17 protein-coding genes are annotated in these 20339 nt (G+C 43.0%); all 17 read right to left on the bottom strand.

The window, feature by feature from the left end:
• Positions 1-16: 16 nt before the first annotated feature.
• The 17 genes from yfmH to pnp all read right to left on the bottom strand — a co-directional run bounded on the left by yfmH (position 17) and on the right by pnp (position 20286).
• Positions 17-1303: an EF-P 5-aminopentanol modification-associated protein YfmH gene (gene yfmH / locus WA325_RS00715; protein WP_105954257.1), complete on the bottom strand. Its 1287-nt coding sequence runs from the start codon at positions 1301-1303 to the stop codon at positions 17-19.
• The gene (gene yfmF, locus WA325_RS00710; RefSeq protein WP_336183057.1) at positions 1300-2577 is read right to left on the bottom strand and encodes an EF-P 5-aminopentanol modification-associated protein YfmF; all 1278 of its coding nucleotides are present in this window, start codon (positions 2575-2577) and stop codon (positions 1300-1302) included. Before yfmF ends, yfmH begins: the two co-directional genes overlap by 4 nt.
• A 238-nt stretch (positions 2578-2815) precedes the next feature.
• On the bottom strand, positions 2816-4024 hold the full coding sequence (locus tag WA325_RS00705) for an MFS transporter (protein WP_242521248.1): 1209 nt from the start codon (positions 4022-4024) through the stop codon (positions 2816-2818).
• Positions 4025-4158: 134 nt separating this feature from the next.
• Complete coding sequence (locus WA325_RS00700) at positions 4159-4884, bottom strand: GntR family transcriptional regulator (RefSeq protein ID WP_059292764.1); 726 nt, start codon at positions 4882-4884, stop codon at positions 4159-4161.
• 133 nt (positions 4885-5017) lie between these two features.
• A complete protein-coding gene (gene spoIIIE, locus WA325_RS00695; RefSeq protein ID WP_336183056.1) occupies positions 5018-7387 on the bottom strand; it encodes a DNA translocase SpoIIIE in 2370 nt (789 codons plus the stop codon).
• 129 nt (positions 7388-7516) lie between these two features.
• Complete coding sequence (locus tag WA325_RS00690; RefSeq protein WP_024121444.1) at positions 7517-7729, bottom strand: YlzJ-like family protein; 213 nt, start codon at positions 7727-7729, stop codon at positions 7517-7519.
• Entirely contained in the window at positions 7726-8463 is a 738-nt protein-coding gene (gene tepA, locus WA325_RS00685) for a translocation-enhancing protein TepA (protein WP_105954253.1), read from the bottom strand. Before tepA ends, WA325_RS00690 begins: the two co-directional genes overlap by 4 nt.
• Before the next feature lie 115 nt (positions 8464-8578).
• The gene (gene rnjB, locus WA325_RS00680; RefSeq protein ID WP_044155851.1) at positions 8579-10246 is read right to left on the bottom strand and encodes a ribonuclease J2; all 1668 of its coding nucleotides are present in this window, start codon (positions 10244-10246) and stop codon (positions 8579-8581) included.
• A gap of 177 nt (positions 10247-10423) precedes the next feature.
• Positions 10424-11296 carry a 4-hydroxy-tetrahydrodipicolinate synthase gene (gene dapA, locus WA325_RS00675; protein WP_024121442.1) on the bottom strand — a complete coding sequence of 291 codons (873 nt, stop codon included), beginning with the start codon at positions 11294-11296 and terminating at the stop codon, positions 10424-10426.
• Positions 11297-11326: 30 nt separating this feature from the next.
• Positions 11327-12541, bottom strand: coding sequence for an aspartate kinase (gene dapG / locus WA325_RS00670; RefSeq protein ID WP_024121441.1), 1215 nt, complete (start codon positions 12539-12541; stop codon positions 11327-11329).
• A 91-nt stretch (positions 12542-12632) separates the two neighbouring features.
• Positions 12633-13673, bottom strand: coding sequence for an aspartate-semialdehyde dehydrogenase (asd, locus tag WA325_RS00665; RefSeq protein WP_336183055.1), 1041 nt, complete (start codon positions 13671-13673; stop codon positions 12633-12635).
• A 125-nt stretch (positions 13674-13798) separates the two neighbouring features.
• Entirely contained in the window at positions 13799-14401 is a 603-nt protein-coding gene (gene dpaB, locus WA325_RS00660; protein ID WP_044155854.1) for a dipicolinate synthase subunit B, read from the bottom strand.
• A 2-nt stretch (positions 14402-14403) separates the two neighbouring features.
• Positions 14404-15297, bottom strand: a complete 894-nt coding sequence (gene dpaA / locus WA325_RS00655; protein WP_024121438.1) for a dipicolinic acid synthetase subunit A — start codon at positions 15295-15297, stop codon at positions 14404-14406.
• Between the two features lie 191 nt (positions 15298-15488).
• A complete protein-coding gene (locus WA325_RS00650) occupies positions 15489-15746 on the bottom strand; it encodes a YlmC/YmxH family sporulation protein (RefSeq protein WP_010334291.1) in 258 nt (85 codons plus the stop codon).
• A gap of 78 nt (positions 15747-15824) precedes the next feature.
• Complete coding sequence (locus WA325_RS00645; protein WP_024121436.1) at positions 15825-17054, bottom strand: M16 family metallopeptidase; 1230 nt, start codon at positions 17052-17054, stop codon at positions 15825-15827.
• Between the two features lie 38 nt (positions 17055-17092).
• A complete protein-coding gene (locus WA325_RS00640) occupies positions 17093-18052 on the bottom strand; it encodes a polysaccharide deacetylase family protein (RefSeq protein WP_024121435.1) in 960 nt (319 codons plus the stop codon).
• Positions 18053-18168: 116 nt separating this feature from the next.
• Positions 18169-20286, bottom strand: coding sequence for a polyribonucleotide nucleotidyltransferase (pnp, locus tag WA325_RS00635; protein WP_095713847.1), 2118 nt, complete (start codon positions 20284-20286; stop codon positions 18169-18171).
• Between the last annotated feature and the right edge of the window lie 53 nt (positions 20287-20339).

Raw genomic sequence — 20339 nt, 5'->3', positions numbered from 1 at the left:
ATTGGAGGGATGCATGTTAAGATTTAGGAACCACTTTGCAGACAGTCAGTCTGTCCTCAGCAATTTCCTCTTGTATGATTTGCTGCACATCCTCAAGGGTGATCTGCTCGAGAACAGTTACAATATCAAACAGGCTCATCTCCAAAAATGCATAGCGAGTGAATTGGTTAGCGATGTATTCAGGTGAGTTTAATGCCTTTAAAAATGACCCGATTTTTTTCTTTCTGGCAAGTTCAATCTTCTCAGCGGTGATGATTTCACCGGCACGAAGCAGATTGCCTGAAATGTCTTCAGCCAATTTATCCGGTTCAGGCGTGTCCCCGCCAATGGCCGCAAAACCGAACCCATATTCAGCCGTAAAATCAAAGCTGAACGTTTCATCTATATACCCTTTTTCATAAAGGGACTCATATTGGGCAGAGCTTTTGCCGAATAAAGATTCAAGCAATAGGTTCATTGCAAGTTCATGCTTGAGCAGCTCTTTCCCTAATTTATACGGATGCTTTGATTTCAGTCCGACGAGACATTTCGGTCCCTGAACATTCATTTTAATTTCTTTTTCTTTCCGGAAAACAGCTTCTTGCTCTTTTACTTCTTCTCGTTTAATTTCCGGCTGATCTGTATACGGTTTTCTTTCCTGATTTTCTCTTACTTGAGAAATGATAGCTTCAGGATCAACAGGGCCGACTATAAAGAGGAGCATGTTGCTCGGATGATAAAACGTCTCATAGCATTCGTAAAGAAGGTCCTTTGTGATATGAGATATACTTTCTACAGTCCCGGCTATGTCTATTTTGACAGGATGATCTTTGTACATGTTTTCAATCACCCCGAAGTAAAGCCTCCAGTCAGGGTTATCATCATACATGTTAATTTCCTGGCCGATAATCCCTTTTTCCTTTTCCACCGTTTTTTCTGTAAAATAAGGGTCCTGCACAAAATCAATCAGTGTCTCCAAATTGCGTTCCACATTTGACGTGCTTGAGAAAAGATAAGCCGTTCTTGTAAATGACGTGAACGCATTGGCAGAGGCGCCCTGTTTACTGAAATCTTGAAAAACATCTCCATCAGCTTTTTCAAACAGCTTATGTTCAAGAAAATGGGCAATCCCGTCCGGAACTTGAACCATCTCGTCTTTTCCAAGAGGGACAAACTGATTATCTATAGACCCGTACTTTGTTGTGAATACCGCATATGTCTTGTTGAAGCCTTTTTTCGGCAAAACGTATACGTCCAGGCCGTTTGACATTTTTTCATGATACAGCGTCTCCTGAAGCTGTTCAAATTCGATTGGTTTTATCAAGATGCACCCTCCGTCCCTTTTAAGAAATAAGTCGTATCAAGCTGAATCTTTTCGCCGACTTTAATGATATCCTCTTTTGTCACCCGCTCAATATTGGCAAGGAAATCTTCGATCGGAATATCGACTTGGGCAGCGGCCTGCTGATATAGAAATTCAGATAAACCGTACGCAGTATCAATTGTTTCCAGCACCTGATTCCGAATCATGGCTTTCGTCTGAGAGATGTCTTGCTCACAGAACTCCCCGTTTTTCATAGCCTGAAATTGCTCGGCAATAATAGAGACGGCTTGTTTGTAGTTTTTCACTTCAATTCCTGACATCACCATTAATAAACCTTTAAAGCTATCGATACGCGAGGCTGCGTAATAAGCGAGACTGGCTTTTTCCCGAACATTAATGAAAAGCTTGGAATGAGAAAAGCCACCGAACATTCCGTTAAAAACTTGTAAAGCTGAATAATCCTGATCTGTAAAGGTAATATTGGTCCGATAGCCAATATTCAGCTTGCCTTGTTTGACGTCTTCTTCATCAATGACTTCTTTGGGTTCAGGTTGTTCAGCATGATTGTTTGCAAATGCTTCCAGGGTGCGTTCCTCTGTTTGAAAATATTGTTCAATAGCAGCTTGCACTTGTTTACTGTCAACATCGCCGACGACATATAAATCAAGCTGGTCTTTTTGGATCGCGTGTCGGTATGTTTCATATAATTGATCGGCCGTAATGGCATCAACATCGTCGATCTCACCATTGACGTGCAGCGAGTAAGGTTCGTTTTTACACATTTCCTGTATAAGCCTTAGATTAGAGTAACGCATTTTATCATCATAAACTGCTTGAATTCTTTGCTTCAGCGTTCGTTTTTCTTGATCCACATATTGCGATTGAAAAACGCCTGCTTCCAAAGTAGGTGAAAACACGATTTCTGCGAGAAGCTGCAGCCCTTTTTCAAGGAGCGGCGTCTGATCTTTTAAATATTTTTCATTCGGAATTTCAAGTCTGAATGTAATTACATGCTGTTCACCTTTTTTCGAGAGATCAGCCGAAACAGACGTGCCGTAGAGTTCATCCAGGTAAGAACGCAATTCTGCAGTTTTCGGACGGCTTTCTGTTCCTCGAAGCAGCACATGCGGGAACAGCGCTCTTTTCGTAACTTGCTCCTTTGTTAAGGGCGCCAGCATTTTAAAGATAAGCGAGACGGTTTTAAATTTTTCTGTTTCTACAATATGTGCGGTTAAACCGCCGTGCTTTGTTTTGACTTCATTGACATATGACATGTGAAACCTCCTTCGTTCATTTCTTATTAGTATGTATTATGACCAAATTTCAGCATTCGCAGAAACACTCTTTCATGTAATTATAGCAACTGTAGGATTTATAAGGAAACAATAACCTCTTACGTATTAATTGTTCGTCCGCTATGGGAAATAAAAAAGAGCTTCCTGCTTGATGCCTCTTAATCACAAGTTTTCTGCCGAGATTCGCTATTTTTCTCAGCAAAAAAAAGACGGTGTGTCAAACCGTCCCTAAGTTTTTTTCTTCTTCACTTTTTTTAGCATCTACATTAAAGAGCACCAGAAATAAGGAAATAATCCCGCAAAACGCGGAAAGAATGAAGATAAGCCAGCTTGCATTAGACATCAATGCCGCAAACACAGGCGGCCCGAGAGCTACTCCAATAAAGCGCATACTATTATAAAATGAGGAAATTGTTCCGCATTCCTCACTCTCAATCCCTTCTGTTATCAGCGCATCTAAAGCAGGAAGCGCCATTCCGATTCCAATTCCCCCAAAACTCAAAAAGATAAATAAAAAATAAAAACTGTGGTTCCACCACAAGCCGATAAAAGACAGGCTTAACATAATCATCCCTGTAACGACGCAAAATTTCATTCTTGCCTTATCTTTGCCGATCTTTTTACCCGCTATAAAAGAACTGCTGGACAGGAATAAAAGAGGTATCGCCAGCAGCCCGCCTTTGGCCACTCCGTCAATTGTATATTTATTCTCTAGCGTATCTGATAAGTAAAATAATACGCCAAATAATAAAAACATAATGACGCACCCAATAATAAAAACTGTGTAGAGCCAGCGTCCATCCTGTTTAAAGATTTTCCGCACATTCTTGAAAAACTCTGAAATTGTAGGTGCATCCTCATCTTCTTCAGGCTTCTCGACCAGAAACAATACGAGCAAAAAGCTGATCAAACAGAAAAACGGAATAAACCAAAACGGGACGAACCAGTACCAGGAGGCAAGTAAGGCGCCCAGTATGGGACTCAGCACTTTTCCCGAGGTGTTAGCGGTTTCAATATCGCCAAGACCGGCACTGACCTTTTCATCATCCCCCTTAAACAGATCGCCGATAAACGGCATGACGATGGGAGCTGCACCCGCTGATCCGATGCCTTGAAGAACCCGTCCGGCCAAGATCATAGCGTAAGGATTGTCTATATATGTTGAAGCAAACGCAGCCACTGCTCCCCCTATTCCCGCAATAAGAAGGCATGGGAGCAATACTTTTTTTCTGCCAAATCTATCCGACAGGTACCCCGCGATCGGAATGCAAATGATCGCTACCACCGAATATACAGTGATAATTAATGACACTTGAAATGAACTGACCGACAGCTTTTTCTCCATCATCGGAAGCACGGGAATCAGCATGGAGTTCCCTAATGTCATAACAAGCGGTACGGAAGCCAGAGCAATAATATTTTTCATTCCTATTTTTTCTTTCAACATTTTCACCCATTCACTTTGTCATCCTTTATATCATGCGTTAACCGCAGTAAAAGTATGTACAAAGAAACATAAACCAGGCAAATAAAAAAACAGACACATCACAGGCGTCTGTTTTAGAAACGTTTACGCAAAACATGGAATCTGAATTTGTCGGCTCTGAAATAATTTAATGAATAAAGCACCGGTTTATCATGCTGATCGTAATGCGTTTGTTTTAACAGCAAAAGAGCTGTTTCCGGATCGCATTCCAGCACTGGAGAAATCGTATCATGATAGCCGATCGGCTCAATATCAGTTACGGCGTAGCTGATCACAGAGCCTGAATTTTTCTCAAGCAGGTCAAACATAGACTCTTGCTGGTGAGAAAAAGAATCCGGCAATATATCCATCGGAATTTTGTCAATACAATACACAATCGGCTGCCCGTTTGCCGTTCTGACACGTTCAAGATAAAAAACTTCCTGGCCTGATGTCAGATGAAATCTCTTGATATCATCATCAGACGGCATAAGCACTTGAGATGAAAGAAAAATCGTTCCTGGAATCATATTAGCCTGTTCAATCATCTTGGTTACACTGTTCAGCTGTTCAATGCCCGAAAGAAATAACGGCTTAGAATGGACAAAAGTTCCTACACCATGCCTTCTGATAATCACATGCTCTTCTTCCAATATCCGCAGTGCTTCACGCAAAGTCGCCCGGCTGACACCAAGCTTTTTGGAAAGCTCAAATTCAGAAGGGAGCTTTTCTTTCTCAGTGTAGATTCCATTTTTAATATCCTCTTTTATTCGTTCAATCACTTTTAAATACAAGTGCCGATTATCAGCTTTTGTAGACATGTTTCCCCTCCGTAAACCACTTTCGATAAAAATTATTGAACAATTGGGACAACTATATCATGTTTTGTCGAAAAAATAAATAGAAAGGTGTACTGTTTACATAATGTTATTATTGTTACTGAGCTCTCTTCATTTAAGAAGAGAGCTCATCATGTTTTTCTTTTGATATTAAGACTTCCCTTGGTTTGCTGCCTTCATACGGGCCAACTACGCCGCGTTCTTCCATTGCATCAATCAGGCGTGCCGCTCTCGTATACCCGATTCTGAACCTTCTTTGCAGCATAGATACGGATGCAGTCTGCATGCCGACGATTAATTCGACGGCTTCATCATAAAGGTCATCGGTAACCTCAGTATGGGTTTCCGTTGTTTCCTCAGGAATCATTTCTTCCTGATATTGAGCTTTTTGCTGCGTAATGACATGATCTACGACCTGCTCCACTTCTTCGTCTGACAAAAATGCTCCTTGTACACGGACAGGTTTATTAGCCCCGACAGGTAAAAACAGCATATCTCCTCGTCCTAAAAGCTTCTCAGCGCCCCCCATATCCAAAATGGTCCTTGAATCCGTCTGTGAAGAGACACTGAATGCGATTCGTGACGGAATATTTGCCTTGATGACCCCTGTAATGACGTCAACTGACGGACGCTGTGTCGCAATAATAAGATGGATGCCGGCAGCCCGTGCCATTTGGGACAATCTCGTAATCGAGTCTTCTACATCAGATGAAGCTACCATCATGAGATCAGCTAGCTCGTCCACAATGACCACGATATACGGCAGCTCTGGCTGTTTTGCCTCTCCCTCATTATTGGAGCGTTTTATATAATCATTGTACCCTTCAATATTTCTTGTTCCTGTATGAGAAAACAATTCGTACCGACGTTCCATTTCATTGACAACCTTTTTCAAAGCTTGTGATGCTTTTTTCGGATCAGTTACCACCGGAGCAAGCAAATGCGGAATCCCATTGTACACATTCAGTTCAACCATTTTTGGGTCAATCATCATCATTTTCACTTCATGCGGTTTAGCGCGCATCAGAATACTTGTAATAATGCCGTTGACACAGACACTTTTTCCGCTCCCGGTCGCGCCTGCGACAAGCAAATGAGGCATTTTGTTTAATTCAGCAAGCACAGCTTCACCCGAAATATTACGGCCAAGTCCGATTAACAGTTTTGCATCAGGTCTGTCATTAAGTTTTGACTCAAGCACTTCCTTCAGCGATACCATAGCCACTTCCGCGTTTGGCACTTCTATGCCGATGGCAGATTTACCTGGAATAGGCGCCTCAATCCTGATGTCTTTTGCAGCTAACGCAAGCGCTAAATCGTCACTTAGGTTGACTATCTTGCTTACCTTTACTCCGACATCCGGATACACTTCATATTTCGTGACAGCCGGCCCAAGATGAACCTGTGTCACTTTCGCCTTTACGCCGAAGCTTTGGAACGTGCGTTCAAGCTTTCTGGCATTTTCATAAATATTTTTTTTATCAGCCTGCTGGCCGGTATGCTTCGGATCAGCTAATAAATCTAATGACGGCATCTGATAATCTTTATTTTCAAGTTCTGTAAAAGTCATTGGCGGAGCTGCAGCCGTTTCATTTTGGTCAGCCTCGGACTGATTTTCCTGAAGCGGTTCTGTGGCCGGCTCAATTCGTTTTACTGCAGCTGCCGGAGGCTCTTCCGCTTCATTCCGGTCTGAAAAGCTTGAGATAATCGGCTCTGAATGAATGAGAGGCGATACCATTTCCTGCTCCTCTTCTTCAGCAGCGGGCTCTGGCTCCATTTGCTGTTTTTTGCGCGCCGGCTTTTGTTTTTTACTAGTATTGGCTTTCGCTTTTTTCGATGATTTCATATTTGTTTTGACTGATTTCATATCATCAATAAAAGCAAACCATTGTTCTTTGATGAAACGGCCGATCGGGCTCATCCACTTTTTCAGCGTTTCTTGAAGAGAACGCCCCGTGACCAGAATCATTCCGATCAAAATCATTACAATCGCCATAATTTGAGAACCGGTTGATGCAAACAAAAAGTGTGAAGCCGCAAACAGAAGCGCCCCGATCATCCCCCCGCCTAAATCAGGTGAAGCAGAGCTCCCATTCATGTCCATTAAAAATAATTCCCATGTATTGCGAATCACGCTGGCAGACTCAATGGATCCTCTGTTCGTCAAATTTTTAAACAGCTGCACATGAGAAAGCAGCAATATGCTTGCAATGATGCAGTACAGCCCTGCCTTTCGTCTCGTTAAAAGACTCGGCGTTTTTTTCTTCCAAAATAGGGAAACCCCTAAAACGAATAAGCCTAACAAGCATAAAATAAACCACTCACCAGCGAAAAAACGGAACAAGTAGATAAAGGTTTGTCCCACTACACCAAGCTGTAAAATGGCGATAATTGAGATAGCAATGCACAGCAATCCGTTTAATTCAAATTTTATGTTGAGCTGTTTTGCCTGTTTTTTTCTCGATTTTCTTTTTTTCTTTGCCACACTCATCACCTTACTGCGTTAAAAAATGTAAGTTCATACATAATGAAGAAAGCAGCCGTTTACTGGCTGCGTTTTTCTGTAGGATTCCCCTATTATAGCATATTTTGCCCTTAAAAAAGGGCCGGAATCTTATACGTTTAATTTTAGCTTTTGTCCCGGAGAAATATCCGGATGCAGAAAGTGCATAGGATTAGTGCTCATGACTTGAATAACCTCTGCTTCATTGCCTTTCATCTCGACAAGAAGCGGAACACCTCTATACTCAATTTGCTCGTGTGCACTTGGCTGTTGGTTCTGTTCCGCGAAAACAATTTCCTGCGGCATCGTGGTATACAAAATCATTGAATCATCCGTCCTTCTTCTTCTCTCGCTTCCTCGATCAGCTCATTTAATTTATGAATCGCTTGTCCGACTCCGCCGACGTGATCAATCAGTCCATACTCGACGGCATCCTTGCCGACGACATTTGTTCCAATATCGCGTGTTAAGTTTCCTTTTGAAAACATCAGCTCTTTAAACTTATCTTCATCTACATTTGAATGGCTTGTTACAAAGTTAACGACTCTTTCTTGCATCTTATCCAAGTACTCAAAGGTTTGAGGCACACCGATTACCAGTCCCGTCAGACGAACGGGATGAATCGTCATGGTAGCTGTTTCAGCGATATAACTGTAATCACAAGATACCGCAATTGGTACACCGATGGAATGTCCTCCGCCAAGTACGATGGAGACGGTCGGTTTTGACAATGATGCGAGCATTTCAGCAATTGCAAGACCTGCTTCTACATCTCCGCCGACTGTATTTAATATAATAAGCAAACCTTCAATTTTTGGATTCTGCTCAATGGCTACGATTTGCGGGATGACATGCTCATATTTTGTTGTTTTGTTTTGCGGAGGCAGCTGAACATGGCCTTCTATTTGTCCGATAATGGTCAGACAATGGATATTTGTATCTTGCGGCAGCTGCGGAAGTGTCGTTTCCCCTAGCTGCTGTATTTTATTCATAATGCTGTCTTTCGCATCATTTTTTTCGGGACGTTCTTCTTCTGTATTTTCCATACGATGATCCATTTCGCTTTCACCCTTTCCGAGTTTCTCTTTGTATTATGAACAAAGATCTTCAATTCAATCCCGGCTTAACAGGCAAAAAAATAAAGACCGGAACAGGTCCGGTCTTACGTTTACATTAGACTTCCATAATAATTGGGATGATCATCGGTTTACGTTTTGTTTTTTCATATAGGAATTGGTTCAAAGCATCTCGCATTGCCTGCTTAAGTGTTGACCATTCAACGTTTGATGTTTCAGTTGCTTCTGTCACGATAGAACGTACAAGCTCAGTAGCCTGTACGATAAGGCCTTCAGACTCTCTTACATAAACAAAACCGCGTGTGATAATCTCAGGACCTGATACAAGATGTTTCTTTTGTTTATCAAGTGTAATGACAACAATCAGTATGCCGTCTTGTGAAAGTAAGCGGCGGTCTCTCAGCACAATATTTCCGATGTCGCCTACACCTAAACCGTCGATTAAAATATTGCCGTATGGCACTTTATCACCGATCTTTACGTTTTGGCCGCGGAACTCGACAACGTCTCCTTTTTCAATTAAGAAGATATCACTGCGCTTCATGCCGATTTCTTCAGCGATTTTTGAATGAGCCTTTTGCATTCTGTATTCGCCGTTTACAGGAATTAAATATTTTGGTTTAAGCAGATTGATCATCAGCTTTAACTCTTCCTGTGAGCCGTGTCCAGATACATGCACACGCTTTTGGGCAAAAATGACTTGTGCGCCGGCTCTGGCAAGCAAATCAACTGTTTTAGAATAAATGAGTTCCTGCCCAGGGATCGGAGTGGATGCAATGACAACTGTATCCCCTTCTTCGATATTCAGCTGCTTGTGAGCTTTGTTTGCCATTCTTGTCAGAGCTGCCAACGGTTCACCATGGCTGCCGGCAGTTACAATCGCTACTTCGCGCTTCGGATATTTTTTGACGTCCTGAATCGAAATAAACAGTTCATCATCTGCTTCAATATATCCAAGCTTTCTTGCAAGCTGAAGGATCGATTGAAGGTTTTTTCCGGCAATGGCAATCTTTCTGCCATTTTGAGCCGCTGCATGAATGACTTGCTGAATCCGGTTAATATTGGATGCGAAAACGGCAATGATTACCCGGTTCTCTGAATTGTACAGCGCGTCCGAAATCTCTCCGCTGACAGCAGCCTCCGAAGGGGTGTAACCCGGACGTTCTGCATTAGCACTGTCAGAAAGCAGAGCAAGTACGCCGCTGTTGCCGATTTTGGCAATCTCGCCAATGTCGCACGATTGATTAAGTGCGGGTGTTTGGTCAAATTTGAAGTCTCCCGTGCATACAATAGATCCAAGTGATGTTTTTAAACTGACGCCTACTGAATCAGGGATACTGTGGATCGTATTAAAGAACGATACCTTTGTTGATTCAAATGTAATGACAGATTTTGAGTGAATTTCTCTTAAATCAGCTTTTCGGTTATGTCCGTATTGTTTTAATTTTTCTCTTAATAGTGCAAGCGTCAGCTTTGTTCCGTATACAGGAACAGACAGCTTGTTTAATAAGTAAAAAACGCCGCCGATATTCTCATCATGCCCATGTGTTAAAAAGATAGCCTTAACGCGGTCAGATCGTTCAATCAAATATGAAATGTCAGGAATCACCACATCAATACCGAGCATTTCGTTTTCTGGATGCATAAGGCCGGCATCAACGACAAATATGTCTGAATCAATTTCGATGACATAAAGGTTCTTCCCAATTTCTCCGACACCGCCAAGGGCGATAATTCTAACGTTTTCTGTATTTTTCTTTTTCAAAATCTATATCCTCCTAGTCTCATACCCGTCCATCATCACTTGTTCCTATTATAACTGAAAGTAAATTTAGAAAACAAGATAAAGCAGAAGGTTTAGGGAAAACCAATATGTATAAGAAACGGTCAAACTCAGGTGGAATGAGAATGACCGCGTTTGTTTCACTGTATGAAATTTTTCTTACAGTTCGCTGATCGCGCTGCTTAAGCTCAGACGTTCATCTTCGTTTAATGGGATGAGAGGAAGACGCACTGAACCGACATCAAGGCCTTTCAGCTGAAGAGCTGTTTTCACAGGAGCCGGGTTAGGCGCTTTAAACAGTTCCTTCATAATCGGCAGCAGTTTCTGGTGAATCAGTGCCGCGTTAGCTGTTTGCCCATTTGTATAATTTTTGATCATTTGCTGCATATCAGAGCCTACTATATGGCTTGCGACTGAAACGACACCTCTTCCTCCTACTGACAGAACAGGAAGCGTCAAGGCGTCATCCCCAGAATAAACGGAGAAATCTTCAGGCGTTTCCGCAACAATTTTTGTAATCGCTTCGAGATCTCCGCTCGCTTCTTTAATCGCAACAACATTCGGAATATCCGCCGCCAAACGGATTGTCGTCTCAGGAGCAAGAGAAGCAACGGTGCGGCCCGGCACATTATACAGCATAACCGGAAGAGATGTTTCAGAAGCAACAGCTTTAAAATGCTGATACATTCCTTCTTGTGAAGGTTTATTATAATACGGCGTAACAAGCATCACTGCATCCACGCCTGCTTCCTCAGCTTTTTTGGTCAGCTTAATGGAATCTTTCGTATTGTTGCTGCCAGTACCCGCAATGACAGGCACCCGGCCGTTCACTTCTTTGACCGTATATTCAAATAGCGCTATTTTTTCTTCTGTGGAAAGGGTTGGAGATTCTCCTGTTGTTCCCGCTACTACTAAAGAATCTGTTCCGTTTTTCAACAAGTAATCAATCAGTGTAGACAATTTTTGAAAGTCTACATTCCCTTTATTGTCAAAAGGTGTAATCATAGCTGTAGACACATTTCCGAAATTCATTTTTTTCACCTCATCATGATTCAATCACATTTACTTAGAAAGTTCAAACACTTCATGCAAAGCGTTTACAGCAGGAACCATGTCCTCTTCATGGACAAGCACCCAGATGGTCGTGTGGCTGTCCGCCGACTGCAGAATAGGAATCTCTTTCTCTGATAAAGCTGTCACAATTTTAGACGTTACACCCGGGACGCCCATGATACCGGCACCGACCGCCGAAACTTTTGCACAGTTTTTCGTCACCATCGGGTCATAACCCATATCCATTAAGATGCGCTGAGCTGTTTCCGTCTTGTTCCCAGCCACCGTATAAACGATTTCACTAGGTGTAATGTTAAAGAAATCCACGCTGATTCCTGCACTCGCCATCGCTTTAAAAACTTCAGTTTGAACGTTATACTGACCGATTTTTGAAGGCACTTTGAATTGTGTGACATCTTTGACATGGGCAATTCCGGTAATCAGCCGTTCAAAAACATCACTGCCGACATTGGAAGAATGATGTGATGTCACCAATGTGCCTTTATCTTTGGAATATGTTGAGCGGACGCGAATCGGAACCTTAGCCTGCATCGCAATCTCCACAGCTCGCGGATGAATCACTTTCGCTCCCTGGTACGCCAGGTTGCAGATTTCTGTATATGTTACCACAGGAAGCGGTTTCGCGTTTTCCACTACTCTCGGATCAGCAGTCATCACACCTTCAACATCTGTGAAAATATCGATGTATTCAGCGTCAATTGCCGCCCCAAGTGCAGCTGCAGACGTATCGCTGCCCCCTCTTCCGATCGTTGTTGTATCGCCCTTTTCAGTAGCGCCTTGGAATCCTGCGACGACTACTGCGTCATGATTCGCAAGCACACTGAATAAACGCTCCGGTTTCATTTCAAGGATTTTCGCATTTGTATGCTGATCATTCGTTAGAAAGCCAGCCTGAGCCCCTGTCAGTGCAGATGCTTTTACACCGTTATCCAGCAGCATGCTCGTAAAGACGACAGAAGAAATCGTCTCTCCGCATGATAAAAGCAGATCCTGCTCTCTCGGGGAAATCGCAGACTGGTCGCCGTAAAGCAGTCCCAACAGAGAGTCTGTTGCGTACGGATCACCCTTCCGGCCCATCGCAGAAACGACAACGACAACCTTATATCCTTCACTGATTGCTTCTTTAATGTGCTCTAAAGCCAGTTTACGGCCTTTGTCATCTTTTACAGATGTCCCGCCAAACTTCTGAACAATTATCTTCACTGTTTTCACTCCAAATTATTCGGACGTAACAGAAGAGAGCAGGCTATTTGCGCCTTACTCTCTTCTATTCGTCTTTGGGAAATTCTTTCTTTTATACGAGGTTTAGTTTTTTCAGGCTTTCTGCAATTTGAACAGAGTTCCATGCCGCGCCTTTTAATAGGTTATCAGAAACTACCCATAAATGAAAACCGTTTGCTCTGTCCAAGTCTTTGCGGATGCGGCCTACAAACACATCGTTTTTGCCGACTGCATCGGCAGGCATCGGATAAAGCTGCTGGCTCGGGTCGTCCTGAAGTGTAATGCCAGGAGCTTCTTTTAATAGATTTTTAATATCTTCCGCAGTAGCGTCATCTCGGTCTACCTCGATGTAAACGGACTCTGAATGGCCGGTTTCAATCGGAAGTCTCACACATGTAGCCGCTACTTGAAGCTCAGGCATGTGCATGATTTTTTTCGTTTCATTTATCATTTTCATTTCCTCAAACGTATAGCCGTTATCTTGGAATTTATCAATTTGCGGAATCGCATTGAAAGCGATTTGATAGTGTTTTTTATCCCCTTTTACAGGCATAATCTCTGGTTTGATTTCTTCGTTGTTCAAAATCGCCCCTGTTTGGCTGTACAGCTCTTTTACTGCTTCATTTCCCGCTCCTGATACCGCTTGGTAAGTTGATACGATAACTTTGTTTAAGCCGTAAGCTTTGCGGATCGGTTCCAGCGCAGCCACCATTTGAATTGTAGAGCAGTTAGGGTTGGCAATAATGCCTTTGTGTTCGTGCAAGTCTGCCTCGTTAACTTCAGGCACAACAAGCGGTGTATTTTCGTCCATACGGAACGCACTTGTATTATCTATAACAATAGCGCCGCGTTTTACAGCTTCGGGTGCCAATGCCTGTGATACGCTTCCGCCGGCGCTGAACAAAGCAATATTTACTCCTTCAAAGCTTTCAGGAGAAGCTTCCTGTACAGTCAGCTCTTGGCCTTTAAATGTGACTTGGGTACCCGCAGAGCGTTTTGAAGATAGCAATGTAAGTGTGTCCATTTCAAAATTTCTGTCTTCAAGTGTTTTAAGCATTTGTTGTCCTACAGCTCCTGTCGCTCCGACAACAGCTACGTGTAAACCTCTTCCCATCTGTAAAACTCCTTCCGCCAATCAGCTTCATTGAATTGATTTGACTATAATTTTACGTTTTATTTTACCATAGAATATGCGGGTGATGACCGAATTTTTTTGTTTGGGAAAGATTTTCTGTATATTTAGTCATTTCCCTGATAATTATCAACGAGAATCGGCTGAAGCTGCTGATGCATCAGCGCCTTTTCAACGGTTTGAGGAAGCAGATCCATTTTGGCAACCATTGAATTCGGTTTTTTGAAGGGATCGTCTTGCCCAAATGGAATAAAAAAGATATTTTTGGTAGACATGAGCCTCATTAGGTTAGTGCCGTTTAAACCGAGAGCGTCATTTGTTGATATACCGAGAACGACCGGCCGATTGTTTCTTATTGTTGCTTTTGCAGCCATTAGTACAGGGCTGTCTGTCATGGCGTTGGCGAGCTTGCTCATCGAGTTTCCGGTTAAAGGCGCAATTACCATGCAGTCCAGCGGAAGCTTTGGCCCGAGGGGTTCAGCCTTTACAATTGAATCAATTGCCTCATATCCGGTAAGGTCTTCAATCTTTTTAACCCATTCCGCTCCTTCTCCAAAGCGTGTATCAGTCGATTTTACAGTAAATGTGACAACCGGCCGGACTTCCGCTCCTTCATTGACTAGCGCCTCAATTTGCGGAAATACCGCTTCATATGTGCAATGCGAGCCGGTCAGTCCAAATCCGATTCTTTTCCCTTTTAGTGACGACATTCTTATTTCCCCTCCTCAGCATGTAGTTCAGCCAAAAGCTTGCTCAAGACATTGGCGAGGATCTGTCCTGCTGTTTTAGGAGCGACAATCCCCGGCAAACCAGGGGCAAGGAGTGCCTTAATCCCTTGTTTTTCAGCATATTTAAAATCGGTTCCGCCGGGACGTGAAGCCAGATCCAATATTAAGGTTTTCGGTGTCATGCGAGAGAGCACAGTTTGATTCAAAATCATGCTCGGTATGGTATTAATACAAATATCTATATCTTTGACATGCTCTTTGAGTTCATCAGTGTGAAACGGAACGAGCCCCATTTCGGTGATGCGCGCCAGATGCGCTGAACTTCTTGCCCCGACCTTTACATTCGCCCCAAGCGCGGCAAATGTACGGGCGATCGTCATTCCGGTGCGTCCCAGCCCGAGAACCGCCACCTGAGATCCGTGTATCGTATAATCTGTGTGCTGAATGGCCAGCATGATGGTTCCCTCTACTGTCGGAATAGAATTGTATATCGCAATGTCATCCCGCTCAAACAGCTTAACAAGTTTTCTGTTTGCTTGAGCTGCAATGTTTTCTAAATAGGCGTTAGAAATCCCTGAGAAAATGACACAGTGTGCAGGCGTTTGGTCGAGGTGCTCCTGTTTTAAAACAACTTCTTCATTTGAAAATACGGTTGATACGACACCTTCTCCTGTTGTCGCAGACACAGGAAGAATGATACTGTCTATTTGCTGATAAGGAATTTCATCAATATTGCATTTTACAGCTCCGGTAAAACCGTGATCCAATTGGTCAAAACCGACGAGATAGATGTCAGTCTGCTGTTCAGTGAGCTTTCTAATAATTTCGAGCTGTCTTGCGTCACCGCCGATAACTGCAATTTTCAATCCGGTTAACATGTTAAACGTTCACCTTCTTTGTATATACTGGATCCCTAGCTGTTAAGCTCCCCTTCATCTTATGATCAAAAGGAAATAGCGGTGAATTAAAACATACGCTTTTTTCACACAAAAAAACATCGGCTGACTCAGCCGATGTTTGGATGTTTTCATGAAAGCCCATAACCTGCAGAGTTGGGCCTTTTCTATAGTTACTCTTGGTGAGGAGAAATTTCCTCAGGGACATCTAAAATGATCATATCTGATCCGATCTTTTGAATATGATTCCAGGGGACACGAATGTCTTGACCGTGTTTTCTCAAACCAAACCATTTGACTGTCGGAATGAGGAGCGCTGTGATCTGACCATCCTGTTCATTGATTTCTAAATCGGTCTGCCCCAGTACTCCCAGCCGTTCAGCTCTTTTGATGTCGACAATTTCCTTCCCGGATAATTCACTGAGCCGCATCTCTGTCACCCCCTTGTACTATGTATGATCAAAATGATAAAAAAATGCCTGCTCCGTTTCAGGGCAGGCATTTCAGATTTATGACGGCATATTGCCGGAAGGGCTGATAAGAGCCAGAGAATAGTCATTCGTAAACATTTGTCTGGCAAGACCGTTGACACGTTCTAAGTTTACAGCGTTTAATTCATTAATAATTTCGTCTAATGTTTTGTGTTTTCCGAGCAGCAGTTCATTTTTACCATTTCGGCTCATTTTGCTGTTCGTGCTTTCTAAGCTCAGCATCAAGCTTCCCTTCATTTGCTCCTTGCTGTTTTCCAGCTCTTTTGGCGTTATGCCGTCGCGCTTTAATGTTGCAAGGGTTTCTTGAATGGTTTCTGACAGCTGCTGAAGCTGATTTGCACCTGTTCCGCCATAAATGGTGAGCATGCCGCTGTCCTCATATGAGCTGTGATAGCTGTAAACAGAATAAGCGAGCCCTTTATCTTCACGAACATCTTGGAACAGGCGGCTGCTCATGCTGCCTCCGAGCACATTATTAAGGACGATCAAATCATAAATTTTTTCATGACCGACTTCCAGCCCTTTAAATCCCAGACATAAATGGGCTTGTTCTGTTTCTTTTTTTCTTGTGAGTTTTTCTGTATGGAATCCGGGCTTCTGTAGACCTGTCGCTTTGCCTTTTGCCTCGTATGATCCGAACCATTTTTCTACATCTTTTATAAAGCTTTCTGATATATTACCCGCTACAGAAATAACGACACGGTCCGGCGTATAATAATCATGCATGTATTGTCTGAGAGAGTCGCCGTTAAAGGAATCAAGCGTTTCTTCTGTGCCTAGAATCGGATAGCCTAGAGAATGATTCCCGTACGTGGCTTTGCTCAGTAAATCATGAACAATATCATCGGGCGCGTCTTCATACATTTTTATTTCTTCGTAAACTACATTTTTTTCTTTTTTCAGCTCGTTTTCATCAAAAGTTGAATGAAAGAACATATCTGCTAATACGTCAAGTGCGTAATTCGCATGCTCATCAAGCACCTTTGCATAATAGCAGGTATATTCCTTTGAGGTAAACGCATTGACCTGACCGCCAATACGATCAAAAGATTCTGCTATCTCACGTGCAGATCTTGTGCTCGTCCCTTTGAAGAACATATGCTCCAAAAAGTGGGAAATCCCATTTATCTCCGGCGTTTCGTGCCGCGAGCCTGTGCCAATCCAAACGCCGATCGCGACAGAACGGACTGTCGGGTTATTTTCAAGCACAACTCTTACACCATTTTGACACGTATATCGTTTAATCAAATTTGTTCCTCCTATTCAAAGACTAGCTGCCTGCCCTGTTACTTCAACAGTCTTGTTTCATCCATTAGTTCAGTGACTGTTCCAAGCGCATATCCTTTATCTTTTATCTTTGTAATCAGCGCTTCAAGACTTTCCGCCGTGGGATCAGTCGGATGCATTAAAATCATGGCACCATTATGTATCTTGCTTAACACCCGGGTTTGAAGTGCAGACGGAGCCGGTTTTTGCCAGTCGATTGTATCAACTGTCCACATCACCGTTCCCATATGTTTCTCAGCTGCAATGTCAACAACCGCTTTCCTGAAACTCCCGCTTGGCGGAGCGAACCATTTCGGCTTGACGCCGAGCGTTTTTTCTATTTGCTCATTCGTCTTGTCGAGCTGTTCGGAAATTCTTCCTGTAGTCAGTTTGCTCATATCCGGATGATTGTATGAATGATTTCCGATTTCATGTCCTTTTTCCGCAATCTTTTTAGCCAGCTGTTCATTGTTTTTCACCCAATTGCCTTCCAGAAAAAACGTAGCCTTCACGTTATGCTTTTGAAGGACAGGGAGCATTCTTTCCAAATATTCGTTTCCCCATGCCACATTAATTAAAAAAGCCACCATCGGTTTTTCCGGATTCCCTTTGTAAATAGGCTCTGGCTGAAGAGACTCAAGATGAACGCTTGGTTTTACTTGACTGTACACTAAATCGTTTTCCCGAAATTCACCGTGCTTTTTCATTTTTTTATATGATTTTTCAATATTGACCTTTAAACCATTGTAACCGGGAATGCTTTTCCACACCTTGTCTATTCTTGCATTCTGAGGCTTTACTTCATAATCTGGCGCCTTTTGAAGCAATTCTTCATATAACGGGTCTTTGGACGCCGAGACGGTCACCGTATCTTGTTTCATTGCCCCTATATAATCAAGTGTGTGCGGATTTTTCATCATCTCGAATGAAACAAAAAAAAGAAATAGAAAAACGGCAAACGGTACAAATTTTTTGTACATGTTCTGTCCCCCCCTCACCTCACATTATGAAGGAGAAGGACAAGGTAGAACCCGCTTGCTTTTTAAAGCGTCAAAATAAAGAAGCCGGGTCTCCCAGGCTCCTTTTATGTTTTCATTTAAGATTTTTGTTCTTCTTTTTCTTTCTCTTCACGGAGCACAGCTTTACGAGACAAGTTGACCCGTCCTTGCTTATCGATTTCAGTAACCTTCACAAGAATCTCGTCTCCGATTTTGACAACATCTTCAACTTTTCCTACGCGCTCAAGCGCAAGCTCTGAAATGTGCACCAAACCGTCTTTTCCGCTGAAAATTTCAACGAAAGCGCCGAACTTTTCAATTCGTTTCACTTTACCTAAGTAAAGCTGGCCGACTTCAACCTCTCTGACGAGGTCTTCGATGATTTTCTTCGCTTTTTGGTTGCTGCTTTCAACTGTCGATGAAATAAAGATTGTGCCATCCTGCTCGATATCAATTTTAACACCGGTCTCTTCGATGATTTTATTGATTTGTTTTCCGCTAGGTCCGATGACATCGCGGATTTTATCAGGATTAATAGCCATTGTTAAAATCTTAGGCGCATATTGAGAAAGCTCTTTTCTTGATTCGCTTAATGTAGCAAGCATACTGTTGAGGATTTCCATTCTTCCTTTTTTCGCCTGCTGAAGCGCTTCTTCAAGAATCTCTCTGGAGAGGCCTTCAATTTTAATGTCCATTTGCAGCGCCGTTACGCCCTTTGCAGTTCCGGCAACTTTAAAGTCCATGTCTCCAAGCGCATCTTCCATACCTTGAATATCAGTCAGAACAGTATAATGTTCGCCTGATTTGACAAGTCCCATTGCAATACCTGCGACTGGTGCTTTAATCGGTACACCGGCATCCATCATCGCAAGTGTGCTTGCACAAATACTTGCCTGAGAAGTGGAACCGTTTGATTCAAGCACTTCGGATACAAGACGGACAGTATAAGGGAAGTCTTTTTCAGACGGAATAACAGGCTCGAGCGCACGTTCACCAAGAGCTCCATGTCCGATTTCACGGCGTCCCGGTCCGCGCATCGGTCCAGTTTCCCCGACGCTGAATTGCGGGAAGTTGTAATGATGCATAAACCGTTTCGATTCTTCGACACCTAAACCATCAAGGATTTGCACATCTCCGAGAGCACCTAACGTACAAACGCTGAGAGCCTGAGTCTGTCCTCTTGTAAACAATCCGGAACCGTGTGTTCTCGGCAAGAGGCCAACCTCTGAAGAAAGCGGGCGGATTTGATCGACCCCGCGGCCGTCAGGTCTTACTTTCTCTTCAGTAATCAGGCGGCGCACTTCATTTTTGACAAGCTTGGACAAAATCTGTTTGACTTGTTTGATTGTTTCCTCGTCATGCTCATCATCCTCGAATTTTGCCACAACTGTGTTTTTCACTTCATTAATGGCATCTTCGCGAGCATGCTTTTCATGAACCTGGATTGCTTTCAGCAAATCTTGCTCTGCTAAAGCCTTAACTTTTTCACTCAGCTCTTCATCAATTTCATAAAGCTTAATTTCTGATTTTTCTTTGCCGACAGCTGCAACAATTTCTTCTTGGAATGCAATCAGGCGTTTAATCTCATCATGGCCGAACATAATCGCTTCTAGCATCGTTTCCTCAGGAACTTCGTCTGCTCCTGCTTCCACCATGTTAATTGCATCTTTAGTTCCGGCAACGACAAGATTGATATCACTTTTCTCAAGCTGATCAACCGTCGGGTTAATCACAAATTGATTGTCAATGCGTCCGACAGTTACCCCTGCAATCGGTCCTTCAAACGGGATGTCTGATACAGAAAGTGCAAGCGATGAACCGAACATAGCAGCCATTTCTGAAGAGCAGTCTTGATCAACACTCATGACGATGCTGATAACTTGAACTTCATTACGGAATCCATCGGCGAACAATGGCCGGATCGGACGGTCGATTAAACGGCTCGCCAAAACGGCTTTTTCACTTGGACGTCCTTCTCTTTTAATAAACCCGCCAGGTATTTTACCTACCGCATACAATCTTTCCTCATAGTTTACAGTAAGCGGGAAGAAATCAAGCGGTTTCGGTTCTTTTGAAGCGGTTGCTGTACTGAGTACTGCTGTATCGCCATAGCGAACCATAACAGCACCATTTGCCTGTTTGGCAAGCTGGCCGGTTTCAACAGTAAGCGTTCTGCCGGCCCAATCTATGGTAAAGACATGTTTTTCTTGTCCCATACGATTACGAACTCCTCTCTTCGTTGTGTGAAATAATCAATTACTCCTATTAT

The sequence above is a fragment of the Bacillus sp. 205(2023) genome (genome assembly GCF_037027485.1).
Classification (GTDB): domain Bacteria; phylum Bacillota; class Bacilli; order Bacillales; family Bacillaceae; genus Bacillus; species Bacillus halotolerans.
Note: the sequence above shows the minus strand (reverse complement) of the source record. Positions and strands in the feature narration are given on the sequence as shown.